Below are 18,435 nucleotides of genomic sequence, written 5' to 3'. Positions count from 1 at the left end.
TTTATTGGTTTTTTATTCTTTCATATAATTTCACCAAAGAACTGAGCAGTTCTACAGGTGTCGTCAGAATCTGATAATGATTTTGTCCAAACATCTGGGGCAGATAATATTTGGCTTGGGCTTCTATGGCAAGGGCGTATGAATGAATCTGTCTTTCATTTAGCTCCCTCAGGGCTTGCTTGATATCCTGGATTCCATATTTGCCTTCATAGCGATCGTAATCGTTAGGCTTCCCATCTGAAATCAGAATTACCCATTTATTTTTTGTTTTTCTTTGGTCAAGTCTCGCGCCCGCATGCCTCAGCGCTGCTCCGATTCGGGTATAACCCTGAGGTTCAACAGCACCGATTCTTTCCTTCCCTACCTGCCAACTTTCATCAAACTCCTTTAGCGTCAGATAAGTGGAGTAGTTTCTGGTTTTGGAGAAAAAACTATCAATTGAAAAATCAATATTGAACTCATTCAAAATCTCTCCGAAAAGGATGGAAACTTCCTTTTCTACATCAATCACACGGTTGTTCGCCGCATAACCATCACTAGAAAGGCTAACATCAAGCAAAAGCAGAATTGACAAATCTTTCTCCTTTTTCTTTTTGGATAAATAGATGTTTTCTGAGGGTGTTTTTCTCGCATGTACATCTGTATACAGGTCTGTCAATGCATCAATATCAAATTCGTTCCCTTGGCTTTGCCTGCGTTGCTGCTGCATTTTATTATTGACAGAAGTAAGCATCTTCCTCAATCCTAATAAAGTGCTGGCATTTTTAGATATGGTATATTGATAATAAGCAGTATCTTTTTTCAGCTGTGTTTTAGGATATACCTTACAAAACCCAGATTTGTAGGATTTTTTATGAAAGTCCCATTCATCGTAGGACAAGTGGAATCCTTTGTCATCTCTTTCTGCACTTTCAGAAACACTGGTGTTTTCGACAAATTCCGCTTGATAAACCGAATGTGCCGGATCATCTACACGCACAGTAAATTTCATACTGAGTTCTTCTAGCGCATCCTGATGGTCTTCAAGCTCGTCTTTCCCATCAAAATCCCTCCATACACCATTGGCTTCCTCTGCTGTTTCCACTTTTTCAAAATTGTGCAGCAATACATAATCCTCTTGCTGCTTTTTGTCTATCGTGAGGTTCTTGACCTCCTCCACTGCCTTTGCCTGTAAAGTGGTGGTGGGATTTTCTTCTTTCCCTTTTTTGGTACGGTCATCAAAATGCTGCAAGTCCTCCCCTTCCTCATCATCATCATTGGCAAACATCCATTTGCCATAAAGCAAGCTGAAATCGGCTAGTTTTCCTTCTTTGGCTTTGGATTCAAAATGCTTTCTTAACATGTCATGCAATTGACCTGCTATCCTATATTCCATATTGAGCTTTTCCAAAACGGCAGGGGCGGTCTGTTCCGCCATTTGACGGGATAAGATCAGGTCATCCGTTTCCTTTGTCCAATTGTAGCCGAGGTCCTGCTGGGCACTCAGGTAAAGTGTCCTGAAAAAGTAGAAATACAGGTTTTCTTCCCAAGTTGGGAGTTCGGCAAAGGAAATGGGAAGAAAGAAATTATTGTTTTTATAGCCACCTTCTGCCTCTGCCGGATAATTATCAATTGGCTTCCCTGTAATTGCCCTGGCTAAAAAGGTCAATCTCGGCTTTATTTTATCCAAATCCACTTTTTGGGGCATTTCCTGTTCAGCCTTTAGCCGGCTTTTTTTAAAATACCGGACCAACTTACCATATACCCATTCATCTAAATCCAGTCCCATTTTACTGTTCCTTTAATTATGTATAATTCAACTTTAACTTTTATCAGGAATTGACCATCACTTCGATATCAGAATCTTTGCCAAATCTTCGGATTCAATTTTATCCCGAACCTCTTCGCTCTTGGGAAGCATATTTCAATAATCATATCATCAAATCCACCAAATCCTTAAGCGACTCAATGGTCTGTTCATCATCACTCAAAGGCTCAACAATAGCTACATGACAGGACAGGCGTTTAGGTAATCCTGAATGAATCAATTTGGCTGCATCGACCAAAAGTCTCGTGGATACAGTTTCGGTGAGTCCCAATTCAGTGAGGTTCCTGATTTTACCTCCTATACCCACTAATTTCTTGGCTATTTCTTTATCCACACCTGTTTCGTTGACCAAAATTTCTGTTTCGATTTTTGGCTCAGGATAGGCGAAACTCAGTGCCACAAAACGCTGCCTTGTAGATGGTTTGAGTTCTTTGAATCCACGTTGATAGCCAGGGTTGAAGGAGGCGATCAACATGAAATTTTGGTGGGCTTTTACTGTTTCACCCAATTTGTCAATGAACAGCTCTCTTCTATGGTCTGTCAGGGAGTGGATGGCCACAATGACATCCGGTCTTGCTTCAGCTACTTCATCCAGGTAAAGAATGGCGCCATCACGCACTGCAGTAGTCAAGGGCCCGTCAATCCAGACTGTTTCTGCTCCTTTGATGATAAACCTGCCAATCAGATCTGTAGAGGATGTTTCTTCATGACAGGAAACAGTTATTAATTTTTGCCCACTGCTATGGGCCATGTATTCCACAAACCTGGACTTACCTGTTCCGGTAGGTCCTTTGAGCAGTAATGGCATGCAGTTACGGAAGGCATGAATAAAGACTTCCGATTCCTGATATGTTTGATGATAATAAGGTGCTTCGGTAACCATAACGATGTATTTTGAGATTGAAATAGCCGGATTGCATTTGAAGCAATCCGGCAAATCATCAGGCTTCGGCTGACCTGAAAGAAGAAACAAACCAATGAACCGAATAATTTGGCCGCTTTAAAAGCGGATTGTATTTAACTGACCAAAACCGATTCCTCTTTTTTGGTAAAGGTTTCGTCTGATGGCCTACCATATTTGATGAATTCATAGATATACATGCCTATTCCCACAGTGAATAGCGTAGCACAAAGCAGCATGACGACAAAGTGGATTTTCACTTCTTCCTGTGCTACCATAAAGTCCATATTGAGTCTTCTTTCCAGATAGACCTGAACGACACCTGCAACACCCAAGGCAGTGACCATACCAAGCATTCCAATGTTGGAAAACCAAAAAGCCATGTGTCCATTGGTTTTATCGTGGCGCTTTCTACCGGTGATATTAGGCATTGCATAACTGATAATCGCCAGCACAATCATGGCATAAGCTCCCCAGAAAGCGTAGTGACCATGCATGGCCGTTACCAAGGTGCCGTGGGTGAAAATATTGGTCTGAGGCAACGTATGGGCAAATCCCAAAAGACCAGCTCCTATAAAAGATACTATAGAGGCTCCAATTGTCCAGAATAAAGCAATCTTGTTGGGATGGGATTTTTCACCTTTGCGGTACATATACACTGCAAACAAGGCCATGGCCAGGAATGCAAGAGGCTCCAACGCGGAGAAAACACCTCCAACTACCAACCAGATTTTATTCACACCTATATAATAGTAATGGTGACCTGTACCCAGTATTCCTGAAAGGAAAGTCAGACCAACAATGACATAGAGCCATTTTTCAATTACTTCCCTATCCACTCCTGTTAGTTTGATCAATAAAAAGGCTAAAATACCTCCCATAATCAATTCCCAAACTCCCTCAACCCAAAGATGGACAACCCACCAACGGAAGAATGAATCTGTCACTTGTGAATCAAACCAAATCATACCTGGAAGATATAATAAGGCAGCAAATACCAGCCCCATTGTCAGTACCAAAGCAGTAGTGGTCTGTCTTTTACCTTTGAACAAAGTGGCCAGAATTATCCCCAAGAAAAGGAGTACATTCGCGACTACCAAAAAGTCCAGCTCACGCGGAATTTCAAGGAATTTTCTGCCTTCCCAAATATTAAAATGGTATCCCGTGATCGCTGCTACACCAACTACTGCCAGAGAAATCAGCTGTACATAGGCCAGTTTGACACTAACCAGTTCCCGCTGTGCTTCCTCAGGGATGATATAATAAGCAGCACCCATAAATCCGGTCAGCAACCAGACCACCAATAAATTGGTATGTACAGCTCGGGCGGTATTGAATGGAATCCAATCATGAAGACCATCCATGCCAATACGGGCAAATCCCATGATAAAGCCGTAGACGATTTGCAAACCGAATAGCAGCATACACAAGGCAAAAAACCAGTAGGCTACTTGTTGTGATTTAAATTTCATATGATCAGTCTTTTATTTTGTCTTTAGCCAAAGGTGAAACAACTCTATCAAAGCCATTAAGGTCGATCTCCCCAATCCATTTGAGGTACTCGATCATGGCTTCTGCATCTTCATCGCTCATTTCATAAGCGACCATTTTCCTGCCATTGGGGGCCCATGGAACAGGAGACTGAAGAATGGCCTTAATCAAAGGCGCTCCCCTTCTTTCGATAACTTTGGTAAGCTCTGGTGCATAATACCCACCCTCACCCAAAATGGTGTGGCAGCCCATGCAGTTATTGGTTTCCCAAATGTGCTTACCCCTGATTACCTGATCGGTAATCTTGAGATGATTGGACTGGTCATTGCTAGGAGCCATGGAGTAGACTGTCAGTCCGATAAATATCAGAAAGGTCACCAACGTACCACCTAGAAAGAATGTCCTTGCTTGTGATTTTGATAGCATATTGAATTGGGTTAAATAGAAATTTAATAAAGAATAAAAGACCTTTTTATCTTTTATGCTTGTAAGATACAATTGGGAAATAAAAAACAAGGAATCATACTGTATTTTTTTCTCAGATTTTAGCTAAACATGACATAAATCATATTTATGTGTGACTCTCCAACAATCTTTTTATTAAAATTTTGTAAGTATTTGCCAACCATTAAATGAATGCTCATGTGTGTCGGATGCAACAATACTTCATGCCTAATCAAAAACTGTAACCCGGATTGGATTGAGAAAATTTCTTTACAGAAAAATACTCCAGTCTACCCCAAAGGTCAGTACATATTCTTTGAAGGGAGCTTGGTGATGGGTGCCTATTTTATCAAAAAAGGCCATGTTAAAATTGTAAGTTCAAACCTACAAGGAAAAGAACAGACAGTAAGATTAGCCAAAGCAGGTCACATGATTGGACATACCGCTTTTGGATTGGAAAAATACAGTATAGGCGCTGTGACCCTCTCAGATTCCGAAATCTGTTTTGTGGACAACAACACCTTGCAACAAGCTTTTCTTGAAAATCCAAAATTCACCATTGAAGTGATGAGATTCTACTCTCGGGAATTGAGAAAAAGCGAAATCAGAACTAAATGTCTTGCCCTGATGAATAATGAAGAAAAAGTAATTCTAGGTCTTCTTTACATTGCGGATACTTTTTCGGAAGAAGAAACAAATGAAGTGGAAATCCATCTCAACAGGCAAGAAATCGCACAAATTATAGGTACAAATTCCGAACAGGTCAGCAGGGTAATTTCCATTTTAAAAAAGGATCAACTCCTTGAAACTAAAGAAAGAACGATCATTTTGAAAGATATCAAACATCTAAAATCCACGATCAGCCATTATTCATTTGCAAATGAATATTGAAGAAAGACCCTGCAAAAATGCAGGTATTTTTATGCCAAAATATATTTTTTAGATTGACAAGTATCATAAGGCATTAATGCAGTACCCATTTTCTTTGTTTCGATTTAAACAGTCACCACGTTCAGCGAATCACTTCATTAATAAATTCTAATCTTAAAACCATGACTACATTAAAATCGCGTTTATTTAAAGGATATTTTTATCTTTTACTCCTTTTATCAGCTTTCGTGTTTAATGCCTGCACACAAAGTCAATCCAAAAACACAGGCAACTCCAAATACATGAAGGACCATAGCAAAACCAAAGTATTTGGCGAAATGGTGGCGGAACTGACTTCTCCCCCACTTGTACCACCTCCAGTAGGCAATAGACCAGCGATGAAACTGTACATGGAAATGGAAATCATTGAAGAGGAAATGGAGATGTCCAATGGGGTGTCTTATGTGTATTGGACATTCGGAGGTACGGTGCCAGGTTCTTTTATCAGAGCCAGAGTAGGTGATGAAGTGGAGTTTACCATCAAAAACCACCCTAACAACAAACTACCGCACAATATAGACCTTCACGCTGTCACAGGACAAGGCGGCGGTGCTGAAGCATCTTTTGTTGCTCCCGGCCATGAAAAAACATTTTCATTTAAGCTCATCAATCCTGGACTCTTTGTATACCACTGTGCCACTGCTCCAGTTGGAATGCACATTGCAAACGGTATGTATGGATTGATCTTGGTTGAACCGGAAGGCGGTCTCCCCCCTGTGGACAAAGAATTCTATGTGATGCAGGGAGATTTTTATACAGAAGGAAAATTTGGAGATCCAGGATTACAGCCCTTTGACATGCAGAAAGCCTATGATGAGAGACCGGATTATGTGGTCTTCAACGGAAGCGTAAATGCCCTCAGCGGTGAAAATGCCCTTCAGGCAAAAGCAGGAGAAACAATCCGCATCTTCTTTGGAAATGGCGGCCCTAATCTCGCCTCATCCTTCCACGTCATTGGTGAAATATTCGATAAAGTATATGTAGATGGCGGTGACCAAATCAATTACAATGTGGGCACTACCCTAATCCCTGCTGGTGGAGCTGCTATTTTGGAATTCAAAGCAGAAGTACCTTCCAACCTGGTATTGGTAGACCATTCCATATTCAGGGCATTCAACAAAGGTGCCTTGGGTATCATCAGTGTGACAGGAGAAGAAAACAAGAAGATTTTTGCAGGCGAAATCATGGAAGGCATCTATATGCCTGAAGGTGGAACCATCCAGAAAATGCCAAAAGACGGCAATGCAGTTAAACAACCTGTCAGCCTGACCAAAAGTGAACTCATTGAGTCTGGAAAAAAAATCTACATGCAGGCTTGCTTTGCCTGTCATCAGGCAAATGGAGAAGGGGTAGCAAATGCTTTCCCCCCTTTGGCCAAAGCTGACTTCCTCAATGCCGATGAAAATAGAGCCATAGATGTTCTATTGCACGGACTTAGCGGTGAAATCACTGTGAATGGTAAAAAATACAACAGTATCATGCCCTCCCAACAACTCAGTGATTCCGAAGTTGCTGCAGTTCTAACTTATGTGTATAACAGCTGGGGAAACAAAGGTTCTGAAATCACACCCGAAATGGTGAGCAAAAGAAGAAAGTAATGAAAAAAATATTAATCCTGGTGGTAGCATTTTTCCTTGTAAACAATGCCACCGCCCAACAACAAAACATGGCTCTGATGAAAGGGGGGGAATATACCCCCCTTTACGGAGTGGGTGAACAGGCGGAAACTAAGGTCAAGGATTTTTACCTGGACATAACGCCTGTCTCCTATAGAGAATTTCAGGACTTTGTGCACCAATTTCCCAACTGGCAAAGATCTAAAGTAAAAAGACTGTTCGCCGATAGTAGGTACCTCTCGAACTGGGAAAATGACTTAACAGCTCCCTTAAACATGCTGGATAAACCCGTCACCATGGTTTCCTGGTTTGCAGCCAAAGCTTATTGTGAATGTCAGGGTAAAAGATTGCCTACAGTGGACGAATGGGAGTTTGCTGCCATGGCCTCAGCCAATAAAAAAGACGCCAGAACAGACAGCCTTTATAACGTATCAATCCTTAGAAGCTATGAAGAACCAAAAACCTTTATGAAAACAATTGGCCAATCAAAAGCCAACTATTGGGGCGTTAAGGATATGCATGGTATGGTTTGGGAATGGACACAGGACTTCAATTCCATCATCCTGACGGGAGAATCCCGCAATAATGGCAATACAGACGCAGGATTATTCTGTGCGGGCGGTGCCATAGGTGCCAAGGACATGATGAACTATGCGGCGTTTATGAGATATGCCATGAGATCCAGCCTAAAAGCTAATTTCTCCATCACCACATTGGGGTTTAGATGTGCCCAAGATGCCACATCTTCCAATCATTTGACATTTAAATAACATCACCATGAAATACTTCAGTATCCTTATGATTGCTTTCCTGCTGTTCTCATGTCAAGAAAACAATACACTGGAAAACCAGTTGGAAGAAACCGGCAAGTTTGATGAATTATCCATTTACCAACTTCCCTCCGTATGGAACACCCAGCATGGTGAAAGCATTGAGTTTAAAGACCTCAAAGGAAAACCTCTAGTGGTTGTCATGATTTATATCTCTTGCAAAACTGCCTGTCCAAGACTTGTGGCTGACATGAGGATGATTGAAGAAAAAGTGAGCTTGAAAAAAGGAAAAAATATCCAATATGTCCTCGTAAGTATAGATCCTATAAATGACACTCCTGAAAAACTGAAAGCTTTTGCAAAAGAAAACGGAATGGAAGATCAAAAATGGCTTTTCCTTCAGGGAACGGAAGATGGTGTCAGGGATTTCGCCAATATCGTAGCCGTTAAATACAAACAAATCAATCCGATCGATTTCTCCCATTCCAATATTATTTCTGTTTTTGATAAGGATGGGGTGATGCAATACCAAAAAGAAGGCCTGGGTCTTGAAAATGATGAAATTGTCAATAAAATTCTGATCATAGCCAAGCAATAATGCCCCCCGAATTTGCAATTTCGAGGACAGATTAAAGGAATTTCTAACTCCTCTTCTCCCCTGTCCTGGGCATTAGGATTACAGATTTTAACTTCAAGGTTTGGGATTACAACCCGACCAATTCCTTATCATCTTAGGTCATAAAGAAAAATGATCCTATTGGCAATTTGCTTATTTTTGCCCCCATGAAAAGGAAGAAGCTTAAAAAGACCTTGCAAAAAGCCAGGTATATCGTCTACCGGGAAACCCGACACAATCCCACAGACAATGCTTGGTCATTTTTTGGTGGCTTTTTGGGCTTGAGTGCTATAGGTCTGTTACAAAATCTATTTCATACTGACGGCAATACGGATATCCTGTTTTTAATTGGTGCTTTTGGGGCCACCTCGGTAATCTTATTTGGCAATCCACACAGCCCTTTTGCCCAACCTAGAAATCTATTTTTTGGAAGTCTGATCTCAGCCGCAATTGGGGTCACCGTTTACAATCTTTTCTACATTGAATCCTTACTTTGGTTTTCACCTGCCTTGGCTGTTTCACTTGCCATTTTAGCTATGCAATACACCAAAACCCTGCATCCTCCGGGCGGGGCTATCGCCCTGATCGCCAATATCGGTTCGGATGAAATAAAATCTATGGGATATTTTTATCTCATCAACCCTATTTTAACAGGTATCATCATCCTCTTCATCATGTCTTTACTTTTTAACAACCTATCCAAAAACAGGATTTATCCCTACAGGGAAATTGAAATCAGAGCGGTAAAATATTGGGACAAAATCAAGTTTTGGAACTAGAAAATGACTATTTTCAAGTAAATATCTGATCAAATCTCCCAATAGGAATGTCTGGCAAACCCGTATCCGAAGTCAATTACCTTCTTAATAAAATCCATGAAGGATATTTCAGGGAATTGATTGAGCAGATACAGCAAAACCTGGGTTTGACCTATCTCCAACAAGAGGACCCCTCTACCAATCTTTGTATGCAGCATGCTGCCGAAGTTCGGGATGAGTACAAAACCCATTTCAATACGCTGGACTTTGCCTTTTTTCTTTTAGGTATCGGTATCGAAAAGGAAGACAGTCATCATTCTAGATCAACAATCCCTACAACTGCTCAGGAGTTTTGGGATCTGGTCAACCAAGGAAACAATAAAACCCAATCTTCATGAGCACTTTCAATCAACAAAACATCCTGATCACTGGCGGAGCTTCGGGAATTGGTAAAATCATGGGCAGAATTGCACTTGAAAAAGGTGCCCGGAATTTGGTGATTTGGGATATTGACCAAGAGGCCATGAACCGGACAGCAAAAGAGTTTGCTCATCTTGGGCAAGTAACAACTCAAAAAGTGGATGTCTCCCAATTGGACGAGATCAAAATAGCTTGTCTTGAACTTGAAAAAGAAAATCTCCAAATCAACATCCTGATCAACAATGCAGGCATCATCGTAGGAGGCAATTTCTGGCAAAACTCCCATGAGAAAATCCAAAAAACCATGGCGATCAACACTGCTGCCCTGATGCACCTTACAAGAGAAATCTTGCCGGGCATGATGGATAGAAAGCAGGGCCATATTGTCAACATTTCTTCTGCAGCAAGTTTGGTCGCCAATCCCAAAATGTCGGTTTATGCTGCCAGCAAATGGGCAGTCACCGCTTGGTCTGAGTCTTTGCGCTTAGAATTAGAAGCCGTAGGCAGTCCTGTCAATGTCACCACCGTGACCCCTAGCTATATCAGTACTGGAATGTTTGAAGGGGTAAAAACCCATTGGATACAACCTATTTTGGAACCGGAAAAAACGGCACAACGAATTATCAGAGCTGTTGAAAAGGATAAAATCATTATCCGCATGCCATGGTCAGTATATATGACCCCATTTTTAAAAGGCCTACTGCCAATCCGCTGGTTTGACCTTGTAGTTGGGAAATGGCTAAAGGTGTACAAATCCATGGATGAATTCAGAGGCAAGAAAATTCTCTAGGCTGATTTGCTGACTTTTAGCAGTTATTGGCATGACTTCAATCATTGGCATTAGCTGAAATAGCATATTCTTTTGCAGCATGAAAAAAGTGGAATTACTGGCACCGGCAGGGTCTTTTGAAGCCTTGGCGGCAGCATTGCAGGCCGGAGCAGATGCTGTTTATTTTGGTATTGAGCAACTCAATATGCGGGCAAGGGCATCCAATAATTTTGTAGTGGAAGATCTTGAGGAAATTGTCAGCCGATGCCATGCAGAAGAGGCCAAAGCTTACCTGACCGTAAATACTGTACTGTACAATCATGACCTGACACTGATGCGCCGGATCGTACAGGCCGCAAAAGTTGCCAAGGTGGATGCCATTATCGCTTCAGATCCTGCAGTTATGGCATACGCCAAGGAGGTAGGTGTCCCCATCCATATTTCCACCCAGGCCAATGTCAGTAATATTGACGCACTCTCTTTCTATGCCCATTTCGGAGACCTGATGGTACTGGCCAGGGAACTCAGTCTCAAGCAGGTGAAAGAAATGGCCCGCGAGATCGAGAGAAGACAGATCAAAGGGCCTTCTGGGAATTTGGTCAAACTGGAAATATTTGCCCATGGAGCCCTATGTATGGCGGTATCAGGAAAATGCTACCTGAGTCTTCATTCCCATAATGCTTCCGCGAACCGTGGTGCCTGTATTCAAAACTGCCGTAGGACTTATGAAGTTACAGACCGGGAAGACGGCACTACCTATGAAATAGACAATGAATACATCATGTCGGCCAAAGACTTGTGTACCATAGATTTTTTGGACAAAATTGTGGATTCAGGAGTTTCTGTGATCAAAATTGAAGGAAGAGCCCGTGCTGCAGATTATGTATATACAGTGACAAAATGTTATAGGGAAGCATTAGATGCCATTGCAGCAGGTACATATACCTCAGAAAAAATAGAGGTTTGGAAATCTGAACTGGATAAAGTCTATAATAGAGGTTTTTGGGATGGTTATTACCTTGGCCGAAAAATGGGAGAATGGAGTGATAGCTATGGATCTGTCGCCACCACCAAAAAAATCTTCTTGGGTAAAATGACCCATTTTTTCAATAAAATCTCAGTTGGTGAATTTCAGATGGAAACCCAGCAGCTCAAATTGGGGGATGAAATCATGTTTATAGGTCCGGTTACAGGAGTACACCAACAAATTGTATCTGAATTACGGGTAAATGACCAACAGGTAATTTCAGTGGAAAAAGGTCAGGTCTTCTCCATGCCTTTGGAGAGACCGATTAAAAATGGGGACCGACTGTATAAAATAGTGGATGCATGATACGGATAACGTTTATCAGGCGAAACTGTATTGGCTGCAATGCCTGCGTGGAAGCGGCACCCTATCGCTGGGCCATGTCCAAAAAAGACGGGAAATGTGTCCTGCTGGAAGCCAAGGGAAAAAACGGCTTTTTCAACCTGAAAGTTCCAGATGAAGAGTGGGAAGACAATGTTGCAGCAGCCAGAAATTGCCCAGTAGGCATCATTCATCTTTCCAAAAGTTGAATCAAAAATCTACGTAATTTTTTGTAAATTTAACTGATCATTATTTGTTACACTTTGGCCATTTTTTTTACCCATACAATCCGATCCATAGGAAGTCAACATCGAGATTTGACTGCTTTAAATTTTTATGCCAATACGCTAAAATGGATCTCAAAAAATATTATTGTTACAATCTTGATATTATTGCTCTTTTCTTGTGAGAAAGAAGAACCCTCCACCCCTATTCAAGATCCATGTGAGCAGGCCGGAAATAAAAATTCGAATTTAATCAGTAAAATTCCTCACCAAATAGGATATAACAGTATATGGTACACCTTTGGCCGTTCATTTTATGGTCTCTCTGTATCCAACCATTTTCTATTTGGTTCCCCGGCTATAGGTACAGGTCCTGCCAAATCTGAATCATTTGAAATTGCGTTGATGAATTCAAATGGACAGACCTTATGGCATAAAAGTTTAGGGATTGGACAAACTACCTTCGGAGCATTTTTTGATGATAAAATTCTGATTTCGGGCTGGATCAGGAATATGGACGACAATCTCCTGCCAGTTTCTAAAGTATATGACCAAAACGGCACAGAACTTATGACGAACATCCATGACCAAATCGTATTCAGGTCTCACTTTTATGATCAGTTGGGAAATTTATATTTATCCAATGCCTCAAATTTATATTATTACGACCCTATACAGATAATCAAATTATCTTCTGCATTGGACATACAGCAGCACTATCTCATCAATTATCCAGTTCGATCTTTTATTGTCAATCAGAATGGGGAAATATTGGCATTTTATGTTGATGAATCCAGAACTGAAACCGGACTTATCATGATAGATCACCAGGGAAAGGTAAAATGGAACATATCCATTTCAGAAAATAAAATTCAAGAAAGTCGGTTGGTACAGATCAATGATCAAAGATATGGTTTGATAACAACCGAATGCAAAACCATTCCCTGTGCTATAGATATCATGTATTATGAATTTGGATCAAATGGAGCATTGATCAATCCTGGTCAAAAAATTGTAAGTAGCATCACCTTAGATAGGTTGATCAATAATTCCACGGATGGGAAAGAAAATTTTTATTTTGAAGACATCCAGGATGTTTTGGCCTTTGATGAAGAAGTATTGGTAGTGTTTCGCGCATCCACCAAAAATTATTCGGCCTTGATGATCAAAGGGACGCTTGGATCATCGCTTGAACATTGGTGGGACGGGGATGCCTTATCAGAAAATCCAAGAAGCTTAAAGCACCTTTCTCTTAAGCAAATAGAAAGAGGACTGGAATGGAAAACATTTTGCGGACAGGCAATCTGCACCTTTCAATTGGACAAAAGTCTTGAGTTCAATTCCTGCTTTTGATTTAAAAAGTTTTCTAACTGGCCTTAGGAAACCTAAATACCGACTCTTTTTTGTTGCTTGTTTGATAACCATAAAATCCTCGACATATTTTTCCCAATCTCCCTATAATGGAAAAACTTTGGCAATAATGTTGCTGAAATGAGCCACTTGAAGGAAAAAAACAACAAAGTAACAATTCTCACAAAACTTAATCCATGAATTATTGATTTTTGCAATGTGATTTTGGAATTAATCTAAAAATCAAATTAAGTTTAAAACAATAAAAAAAGAAAAATATGTTCTTCGAATTAGTTTATGACAAAAGTTTGGCCCAGGCCAGTTATGTAATCGGTTGTCAGGCAGGTGGTGTTGCGGCCGTGATCGATCCAAAAAGGGATGTAGATACTTATCTACAGATCGCGAAAGCCAACAACATGAAAATCACCCATATTTTGGAAACCCATATCCATGCAGATTTCCTAAGTGGCTCCAGAGAGTTGGCGGCATTGACCGGAGCAGAAATGTACCTTTCTGACGAAGGTGACGAAAACTGGAAATATGAATTCCCTCATAACAAAATCAAAGGTGGAGATGTCGTTAAAATGGGCAACCTTACATTTGAAGTGATCCATACCCCAGGACATACACCTGAAAGTATAAGCTTCTTGTTGACAGATAAACCTGCTACAAACGAACCTGTGATGTTGTTTACCGGAGACTTTGTATTCGTAGGTGATGTGGGTAGACCTGATTTGCTTGAGCAGGCTGCTGGCCTTGTGGGTACCCAAGATGTTGGAGCAGCTCAGATGTACGATTCCTTACAAGAGTTCAGTAAATTGGGTGACTATATCCAAGTATGGCCAGGACATGGCGCAGGGTCTGCCTGTGGAAAAGCTTTGGGTGCTGTTCCAATGACTACAGTAGGTTACGAAAAAATCAGAAACTGGGCTTTGCAGTTGCTGAATGACAAAACTGCCTTCACAAAAGAATTATTGGCGGATCAACCTGAGCCTCCAAAGTACTTTGCCATGATGAAGAAGTTGAACAAGGTGGACAGAAAATTATTGACTGAAGTACCTAAAGTTCAAAACCTTTCCAAAGAAGCCTTTGCCAAAGCGAAAAATGAAGGCCTAAAAATCGTAGATGCCAGAACTCCTGAAGAATACGCTAAAGGATTTTTGAAAGGAACTTTCAACATAACCAATAACAACTCCTTCTCCACTTGGATGGGTTGGTACCTCAATTATGATGAGTTCTTTGTTCTAATAGCTGAAGAAGATCAGGTTGAAGACCTAACCAGAAAACTGATGAGAATTGGATTGGACAACATCTATGGATATATTACCCCAGCCCAACTTGCTGCATTTGAAACCGGCAATTTGGATACTTATACAACTATCGACAAGGAAGTTGTAAAAGCTAAACTTGCTGAAGGAAATGTTCAGGTAATAGATGTAAGAGGTGTGGCAGAATACAAAAAAGGACATATCGACGGAGCAGACAACCTATTCGTAGGCAAACTTCCACAGAACTTAGATAAAGTATCAAAAGACAAACCAGTAATCATCCATTGTCAAAGTGGTGGTAGGGCAGCTATTGCCTACTCTATCTTGAAAGCCAATGGCTTTGACAATGTCCAAAACTATGCTGGTGGATGGGCAGACTGGTCTGCTTTATAAAAATAAATGATCATACTCAAGATTAAAAAGCCCGGTAAATACTGGGCTTTTTTTTTTAGTATATTTTATTGGCATAATCTGAAAAACATTCAAATCTATCTTATCAGAGGAAATTTGAAAAGAAAAAAGACACTGAAAATTACCCTGTATTTTTAATCTTAATTTTCAATTGATGAGAGTGCAAATGCACTGAATTTTTGTTATTTTTAGATACAACATTAATCCTGAAACTTATGAGCCTGAAAGAAAAAGCCAAAAGACAAATTGAGGAAATGAAAGATCAAATTGAAGTCCTCGAAGCCAGGTTTGACAGCTCCAAAGCGGAAGCCAAGGCAGAATACATGGAAAAACTGGCAGAACTAAAAGCCAAAAAAGCTGAACTGCAGGCAAAATATGATGAACTTTCACATGCTGCTGAAGATAAATGGGAAGATGCCAAGCATATTTTTGCTTCAGCCGGAGATTCCTTCAAAGAAGGTTTTAGCAAACTCAGTAAATTATTCGATTGAGTTTTAGGCTTAAAAAATCAAATAAGCTGCCCAAGACCAAATTCCGGTCTTGGACAGCTTTAACCTGAATTCCTCCTGGTACTTCAAACCCCAATTCTTAATGGAGGAATCATTATTTTTCCCAAAACTTATCTTCCCAGTTTTCGCAATAGGAATGTTGATGGATATGTTCTTCGAGAACTTCCAATTGCATCTGAGTAGCCATTGATTGTATTTCATTGAACAATACCCTTTCTTCAAAGCGGATATGCTGCTCCAGCTCTTCCTCAATCAGACTTAAAGATTTGACAGGTTCTAAAAAATCTTCAAAAAGCCTTTTTAACCTCCTGTGTTCAGCAAGTGCTTTTTTGACCTTGTCATTTTCACTGCCCAAAATTGGAAAAATTACTCTTTCCTCTTCTTCAAAATGTTGACTGAGGTGATGTTCCCAGTACCAATCCGTATAGGATTTGATACGCTGTACATCCACCTCATTTTTAAAACCCTGACGGATTTTCCAACAAAGCAGGAGACCAAAATGATGGTCCCTGCTCAATGGGCGTAAACTTTTATGTCTTTTAATTGGCAAATGCTTCTCCATATCTGAGTTCTTTTTCCAAGGCAATGGCCTGAGGAAATAAAATATTGTTTTCCAAATGGATATGCATGTGCAAATCTTCTTCAAATTCCTTAAGCATCCCAAAGGTTACCATATAAGTGTTGCACGCATCAGCTGGAACTGTATAATTATTGGAGAGCTCGGCGATTTTTCTAAATCTTTCACCTTCTTGGTTATGCTCTTCCTTCATCATCGCTACAGGATTTTCTACTGTACCGAAATGAGGTTGATTAGGCTGATCTCCTGCAATTTTCGCAACTACCATTTTTTTGATAAATGGAAATAAAATCAATTCTTCCTTCTTCATATGTGCAGTCAAATCACCTGCTGATTCGAGAAATAATTTTTCTATTTCTACCAATTCAGGATGTTCACCTCCATGTACCTTGACCACCTTGTGGAGAAAAGGTTTAATTTCAGTAATCTTGGCATCCACATATCTATGGTGCTTTTTCTCAATGTAATCTACCAATAAATCCATTGGCCATGCATCAAATGCTGGCAAAGCACTATCCTTCTCCTTTAGTACACTGCTTAATTGGTTAAGCATGTTCTCGGAAGATATGCCTTTCGCTTTGCAGGCCTCCCCTATCGTTCTGTTGCCATTACAGCAGAAATCTACGCCATACGACTTAAATACTGAAGCAGCTTTATAATTTTGGCTTACCAATTCTCCGATGATACTCTTTTCTGAAATGTTCATATTTCTGTTTTTTTATTATGATTTATGCATTTGATACCTTATCTTGGTTTGAGTTATTGATTAATTGATTTGATTTCTCCTTTTAAGAGCACCGGAAACGACACCAAGGACATATCTCCCTTTTAAGTGCCCTCCAATCGTTTCTTATTTTCGACATTTTTATCGGAAATAAAAGCAAATTTTTTAAATCCTTACCAGCATGGTCTGACCGGACTTCAGTCCCATAGCCAGGTCCAGAATGGTGGTCGTTTCCAACATTTGCTTTAAACCATCCCTAACTTTGACGAATTTATGATGCATGGGACAAGGTTGGGTATGACTACATTCGCTCAATCCTAAGCCACAACCATTAAATATTGCATCTCCATCTATAGCAGCCACTATTTCCGAAACCTTAATGGTTTTCATTTTTTCAGGTTGGATATAGAATCCTCCATAAGGACCTTTTAAAGATTCTACAATTCCATGCTTCACCAACTCTCCCAATACTTTTGCCGTAAATGCCTCAGGAGAATCAATATTCTCAGTAATATCCCCCATCTTCACCCGCTCACCATTCAATGATTGGGTAGCAATGTAGATCATTGCTTTGATTCCGTGTTCACAGGCTTTGGAAAACATCTCATTAACTTTATGACACAAATGTAAAACATTTTTTATTTCCGACAAATATATCGTAAATAAATTTAGCTTTGAATCAGTCTGATTTTGTCATCTTTCATGAAGCATATAGTCACTAACAGTTGAAGGGAACCTTATATCATTGATTCAAGTTAAACCTACAATTGGAAATCATTCAGACAATGATTATCTTGAAACAATAATTGATAAAGGCACATGTACCAAAAATCCATAGCAATTAATTTTTATGCAAACCCTTTTGGGATTGCCTTGCTATGCCTTTGTACAACACAGAATAAAGCCTTTGTAAAGTAATCCCCTGCTATTCTTTTTCTGAATATCCAAGCAGGGGGAAACACCTGACCATTCCATTATTTATTCAATATGGGACTCATCGTCCCTTACTCATATCTTCTTTATATCCAAAAAAATATTCATTATGATACCTGTATTAAAAAACTCCGATTACCAAATCATTAAAACGCTTATCGAAAACTATCATCCAAGCCAGAGAACAAAGGAAATGGGAACCTTGCAAACAGAATTGCGCAGGGCTAAAATTGTCGATGACCCACTAATCAATCACAACATCATTCAACTCAATTCCTATTTTGAAGTAAAGGATATCAGAAGTGGAAACCGTCTTTGTTTCACTTTAACCCTGCCTTCCGAAGCCAATCTAAAGGAGAAAAAAGTCTCGATTCTTTCTCCTTTGGGAGTTGCACTTATTGGTTTCCAGGAGGGAAAAGAATTCGAATGGGAACTTCCAGCGGGTGTCCGTAAATTTGTTATTGAAAAAGTTGAGCAGCCTATCCAGGAAAAAGCCTAAACTACCAACAAGTCAATGTCCTTCCCTACCACAAAATAAACTGGGGAAGGACAAATTTGATGGCAATCCA

The 18,435-nt window shown here is 40.2% G+C and carries 20 protein-coding genes; 13 read left to right on the top strand and 7 right to left on the bottom strand.

From position 1 onward, the window contains the following. Position 1: 1 nt before the first annotated feature. The 4 genes from ACFFIP_RS10825 to ACFFIP_RS10810 form a co-directional block, all read right to left on the bottom strand. Positions 2-1,768 (bottom strand): nitric oxide reductase activation protein NorD, encoded by a 1,767-nt coding sequence (locus ACFFIP_RS10825; RefSeq protein WP_382387649.1) that lies wholly within the window; start codon positions 1,766-1,768, stop codon positions 2-4. 142 nt (positions 1,769-1,910) lie between these two features. Then, positions 1,911-2,690: a CbbQ/NirQ/NorQ/GpvN family protein gene (locus ACFFIP_RS10820; protein ID WP_382387648.1), complete on the bottom strand. Its 780-nt coding sequence runs from the start codon at positions 2,688-2,690 to the stop codon at positions 1,911-1,913. 134 nt (positions 2,691-2,824) lie between these two features. Continuing rightward, positions 2,825-4,180, bottom strand: coding sequence for a cbb3-type cytochrome c oxidase subunit I (locus ACFFIP_RS10815; protein WP_382387647.1), 1,356 nt, complete (start codon positions 4,178-4,180; stop codon positions 2,825-2,827). 4 nt (positions 4,181-4,184) lie between these two features. Beyond that, positions 4,185-4,625, bottom strand: a complete 441-nt coding sequence (locus tag ACFFIP_RS10810) for a c-type cytochrome (protein ID WP_382387646.1) — start codon at positions 4,623-4,625, stop codon at positions 4,185-4,187. A gap of 210 nt (positions 4,626-4,835) precedes the next feature. Here ACFFIP_RS10810 and ACFFIP_RS10805 point away from each other — a divergent pair, with 210 nt between their 5' ends. The 12 genes from ACFFIP_RS10805 (at position 4,836) to ACFFIP_RS10750 (ending at position 15,614) form a co-directional block, all read left to right on the top strand. Next, positions 4,836-5,534, top strand: coding sequence for a Crp/Fnr family transcriptional regulator (locus ACFFIP_RS10805; protein ID WP_382387645.1), 699 nt, complete (start codon positions 4,836-4,838; stop codon positions 5,532-5,534). Between the two features lie 161 nt (positions 5,535-5,695). Then, complete coding sequence (gene nirK, locus ACFFIP_RS10800) at positions 5,696-7,171, top strand: copper-containing nitrite reductase (protein ID WP_382387644.1); 1,476 nt, start codon at positions 5,696-5,698, stop codon at positions 7,169-7,171. After that, positions 7,171-7,959, top strand: coding sequence for a formylglycine-generating enzyme family protein (locus ACFFIP_RS10795; protein ID WP_382387643.1), 789 nt, complete (start codon positions 7,171-7,173; stop codon positions 7,957-7,959). Before nirK ends, ACFFIP_RS10795 begins: the two co-directional genes overlap by 1 nt. 7 nt (positions 7,960-7,966) lie before the next feature. After that, positions 7,967-8,557 (top strand): SCO family protein, encoded by a 591-nt coding sequence (locus ACFFIP_RS10790; RefSeq protein WP_382387642.1) that lies wholly within the window; start codon positions 7,967-7,969, stop codon positions 8,555-8,557. A 185-nt stretch (positions 8,558-8,742) separates the two neighbouring features. Beyond that, positions 8,743-9,354: an HPP family protein gene (locus ACFFIP_RS10785; RefSeq protein WP_382387640.1), complete on the top strand. Its 612-nt coding sequence runs from the start codon at positions 8,743-8,745 to the stop codon at positions 9,352-9,354. A gap of 47 nt (positions 9,355-9,401) precedes the next feature. Further along, positions 9,402-9,731, top strand: a complete 330-nt coding sequence (locus ACFFIP_RS10780) for a hypothetical protein (RefSeq protein WP_382387639.1) — start codon at positions 9,402-9,404, stop codon at positions 9,729-9,731. Continuing rightward, positions 9,728-10,543 (top strand): SDR family oxidoreductase, encoded by an 816-nt coding sequence (locus ACFFIP_RS10775; protein WP_382387638.1) that lies wholly within the window; start codon positions 9,728-9,730, stop codon positions 10,541-10,543. Before ACFFIP_RS10780 ends, ACFFIP_RS10775 begins: the two co-directional genes overlap by 4 nt. A 79-nt stretch (positions 10,544-10,622) precedes the next feature. Next, positions 10,623-11,855, top strand: a complete 1,233-nt coding sequence (locus ACFFIP_RS10770; RefSeq protein WP_382387637.1) for a peptidase U32 family protein — start codon at positions 10,623-10,625, stop codon at positions 11,853-11,855. Then, on the top strand, positions 11,852-12,079 hold the full coding sequence (locus ACFFIP_RS10765; RefSeq protein WP_382387636.1) for a ferredoxin: 228 nt from the start codon (positions 11,852-11,854) through the stop codon (positions 12,077-12,079). The genes ACFFIP_RS10770 and ACFFIP_RS10765 overlap by 4 nt, the downstream gene beginning before the upstream one ends. Before the next feature lie 174 nt (positions 12,080-12,253). Then, the gene (locus tag ACFFIP_RS10760) at positions 12,254-13,447 is read left to right on the top strand and encodes a hypothetical protein (RefSeq protein ID WP_382387635.1); all 1,194 of its coding nucleotides are present in this window, start codon (positions 12,254-12,256) and stop codon (positions 13,445-13,447) included. A 275-nt stretch (positions 13,448-13,722) separates the two neighbouring features. Further along, on the top strand, positions 13,723-15,105 hold the full coding sequence (locus tag ACFFIP_RS10755; RefSeq protein WP_382387634.1) for an MBL fold metallo-hydrolase: 1,383 nt from the start codon (positions 13,723-13,725) through the stop codon (positions 15,103-15,105). 233 nt (positions 15,106-15,338) lie between these two features. Continuing rightward, positions 15,339-15,614: a sll1863 family stress response protein gene (locus ACFFIP_RS10750; RefSeq protein WP_382387633.1), complete on the top strand. Its 276-nt coding sequence runs from the start codon at positions 15,339-15,341 to the stop codon at positions 15,612-15,614. Positions 15,615-15,726: 112 nt separating this feature from the next. On the opposite strand, the gene ACFFIP_RS10745 is transcribed toward ACFFIP_RS10750, so the two are convergent. The 3 genes from ACFFIP_RS10745 to ACFFIP_RS10735 form a co-directional block, all read right to left on the bottom strand. After that, positions 15,727-16,194, bottom strand: coding sequence for a hemerythrin domain-containing protein (locus ACFFIP_RS10745; RefSeq protein ID WP_382387632.1), 468 nt, complete (start codon positions 16,192-16,194; stop codon positions 15,727-15,729). Then, positions 16,172-16,915, bottom strand: coding sequence for an iron-sulfur cluster repair di-iron protein (gene ric / locus ACFFIP_RS10740; protein WP_382387631.1), 744 nt, complete (start codon positions 16,913-16,915; stop codon positions 16,172-16,174). The genes ACFFIP_RS10745 and ric overlap by 23 nt, the downstream gene beginning before the upstream one ends. A gap of 183 nt (positions 16,916-17,098) precedes the next feature. Then, positions 17,099-17,536 carry an RrF2 family transcriptional regulator gene (locus tag ACFFIP_RS10735; RefSeq protein ID WP_382387707.1) on the bottom strand — a complete coding sequence of 146 codons (438 nt, stop codon included), beginning with the start codon at positions 17,534-17,536 and terminating at the stop codon, positions 17,099-17,101. A gap of 439 nt (positions 17,537-17,975) precedes the next feature. Between ACFFIP_RS10735 and ACFFIP_RS10730 the strand changes: the two genes are divergently transcribed. After that, positions 17,976-18,365, top strand: coding sequence for a GreA/GreB family elongation factor (locus ACFFIP_RS10730; protein WP_382387630.1), 390 nt, complete (start codon positions 17,976-17,978; stop codon positions 18,363-18,365). The last annotated feature ends 70 nt before the right edge of the window (positions 18,366-18,435 follow it).

It is taken from the genome of Fontibacter flavus (assembly GCF_042432905.1).
In the GTDB taxonomy this organism is placed as follows: domain Bacteria; phylum Bacteroidota; class Bacteroidia; order Cytophagales; family Cyclobacteriaceae; genus Fontibacter; species Fontibacter flavus.
The sequence above is the reverse complement of the archived record's forward strand: the minus strand, read 5'-3'. Positions and strand labels throughout refer to the sequence as shown.

Coding starts and splice junctions, on each gene's coding strand:
- ACFFIP_RS10735 (WP_382387707.1), bottom strand. CDS start 17,536: ATGTTTTCCAAAGCCTGTGAACACGGAATCAAAGCAATGATCTACATT.
- ACFFIP_RS10795 (WP_382387643.1), top strand. CDS start 7,171: ATGAAAAAAATATTAATCCTGGTGGTAGCATTTTTCCTTGTAAACAAT.
- ACFFIP_RS10730 (WP_382387630.1), top strand. CDS start 17,976: ATGATACCTGTATTAAAAAACTCCGATTACCAAATCATTAAAACGCTT.
- ACFFIP_RS10815 (WP_382387647.1), bottom strand. CDS start 4,180: ATGAAATTTAAATCACAACAAGTAGCCTACTGGTTTTTTGCCTTGTGT.
- ACFFIP_RS10765 (WP_382387636.1), top strand. CDS start 11,852: ATGATACGGATAACGTTTATCAGGCGAAACTGTATTGGCTGCAATGCC.
- nirK (WP_382387644.1), top strand. CDS start 5,696: ATGACTACATTAAAATCGCGTTTATTTAAAGGATATTTTTATCTTTTA.
- ACFFIP_RS10825 (WP_382387649.1), bottom strand. CDS start 1,768: ATGGGACTGGATTTAGATGAATGGGTATATGGTAAGTTGGTCCGGTAT.
- ACFFIP_RS10810 (WP_382387646.1), bottom strand. CDS start 4,625: ATGCTATCAAAATCACAAGCAAGGACATTCTTTCTAGGTGGTACGTTG.
- ACFFIP_RS10750 (WP_382387633.1), top strand. CDS start 15,339: ATGAGCCTGAAAGAAAAAGCCAAAAGACAAATTGAGGAAATGAAAGAT.
- ACFFIP_RS10780 (WP_382387639.1), top strand. CDS start 9,402: ATGTCTGGCAAACCCGTATCCGAAGTCAATTACCTTCTTAATAAAATC.
- ACFFIP_RS10785 (WP_382387640.1), top strand. CDS start 8,743: ATGAAAAGGAAGAAGCTTAAAAAGACCTTGCAAAAAGCCAGGTATATC.
- ACFFIP_RS10775 (WP_382387638.1), top strand. CDS start 9,728: ATGAGCACTTTCAATCAACAAAACATCCTGATCACTGGCGGAGCTTCG.
- ACFFIP_RS10745 (WP_382387632.1), bottom strand. CDS start 16,194: ATGGAGAAGCATTTGCCAATTAAAAGACATAAAAGTTTACGCCCATTG.
- ACFFIP_RS10755 (WP_382387634.1), top strand. CDS start 13,723: ATGTTCTTCGAATTAGTTTATGACAAAAGTTTGGCCCAGGCCAGTTAT.
- ACFFIP_RS10820 (WP_382387648.1), bottom strand. CDS start 2,690: ATGGTTACCGAAGCACCTTATTATCATCAAACATATCAGGAATCGGAA.
- ACFFIP_RS10790 (WP_382387642.1), top strand. CDS start 7,967: ATGAAATACTTCAGTATCCTTATGATTGCTTTCCTGCTGTTCTCATGT.
- ric (WP_382387631.1), bottom strand. CDS start 16,915: ATGAACATTTCAGAAAAGAGTATCATCGGAGAATTGGTAAGCCAAAAT.
- ACFFIP_RS10805 (WP_382387645.1), top strand. CDS start 4,836: ATGCTCATGTGTGTCGGATGCAACAATACTTCATGCCTAATCAAAAAC.
- ACFFIP_RS10770 (WP_382387637.1), top strand. CDS start 10,623: ATGAAAAAAGTGGAATTACTGGCACCGGCAGGGTCTTTTGAAGCCTTG.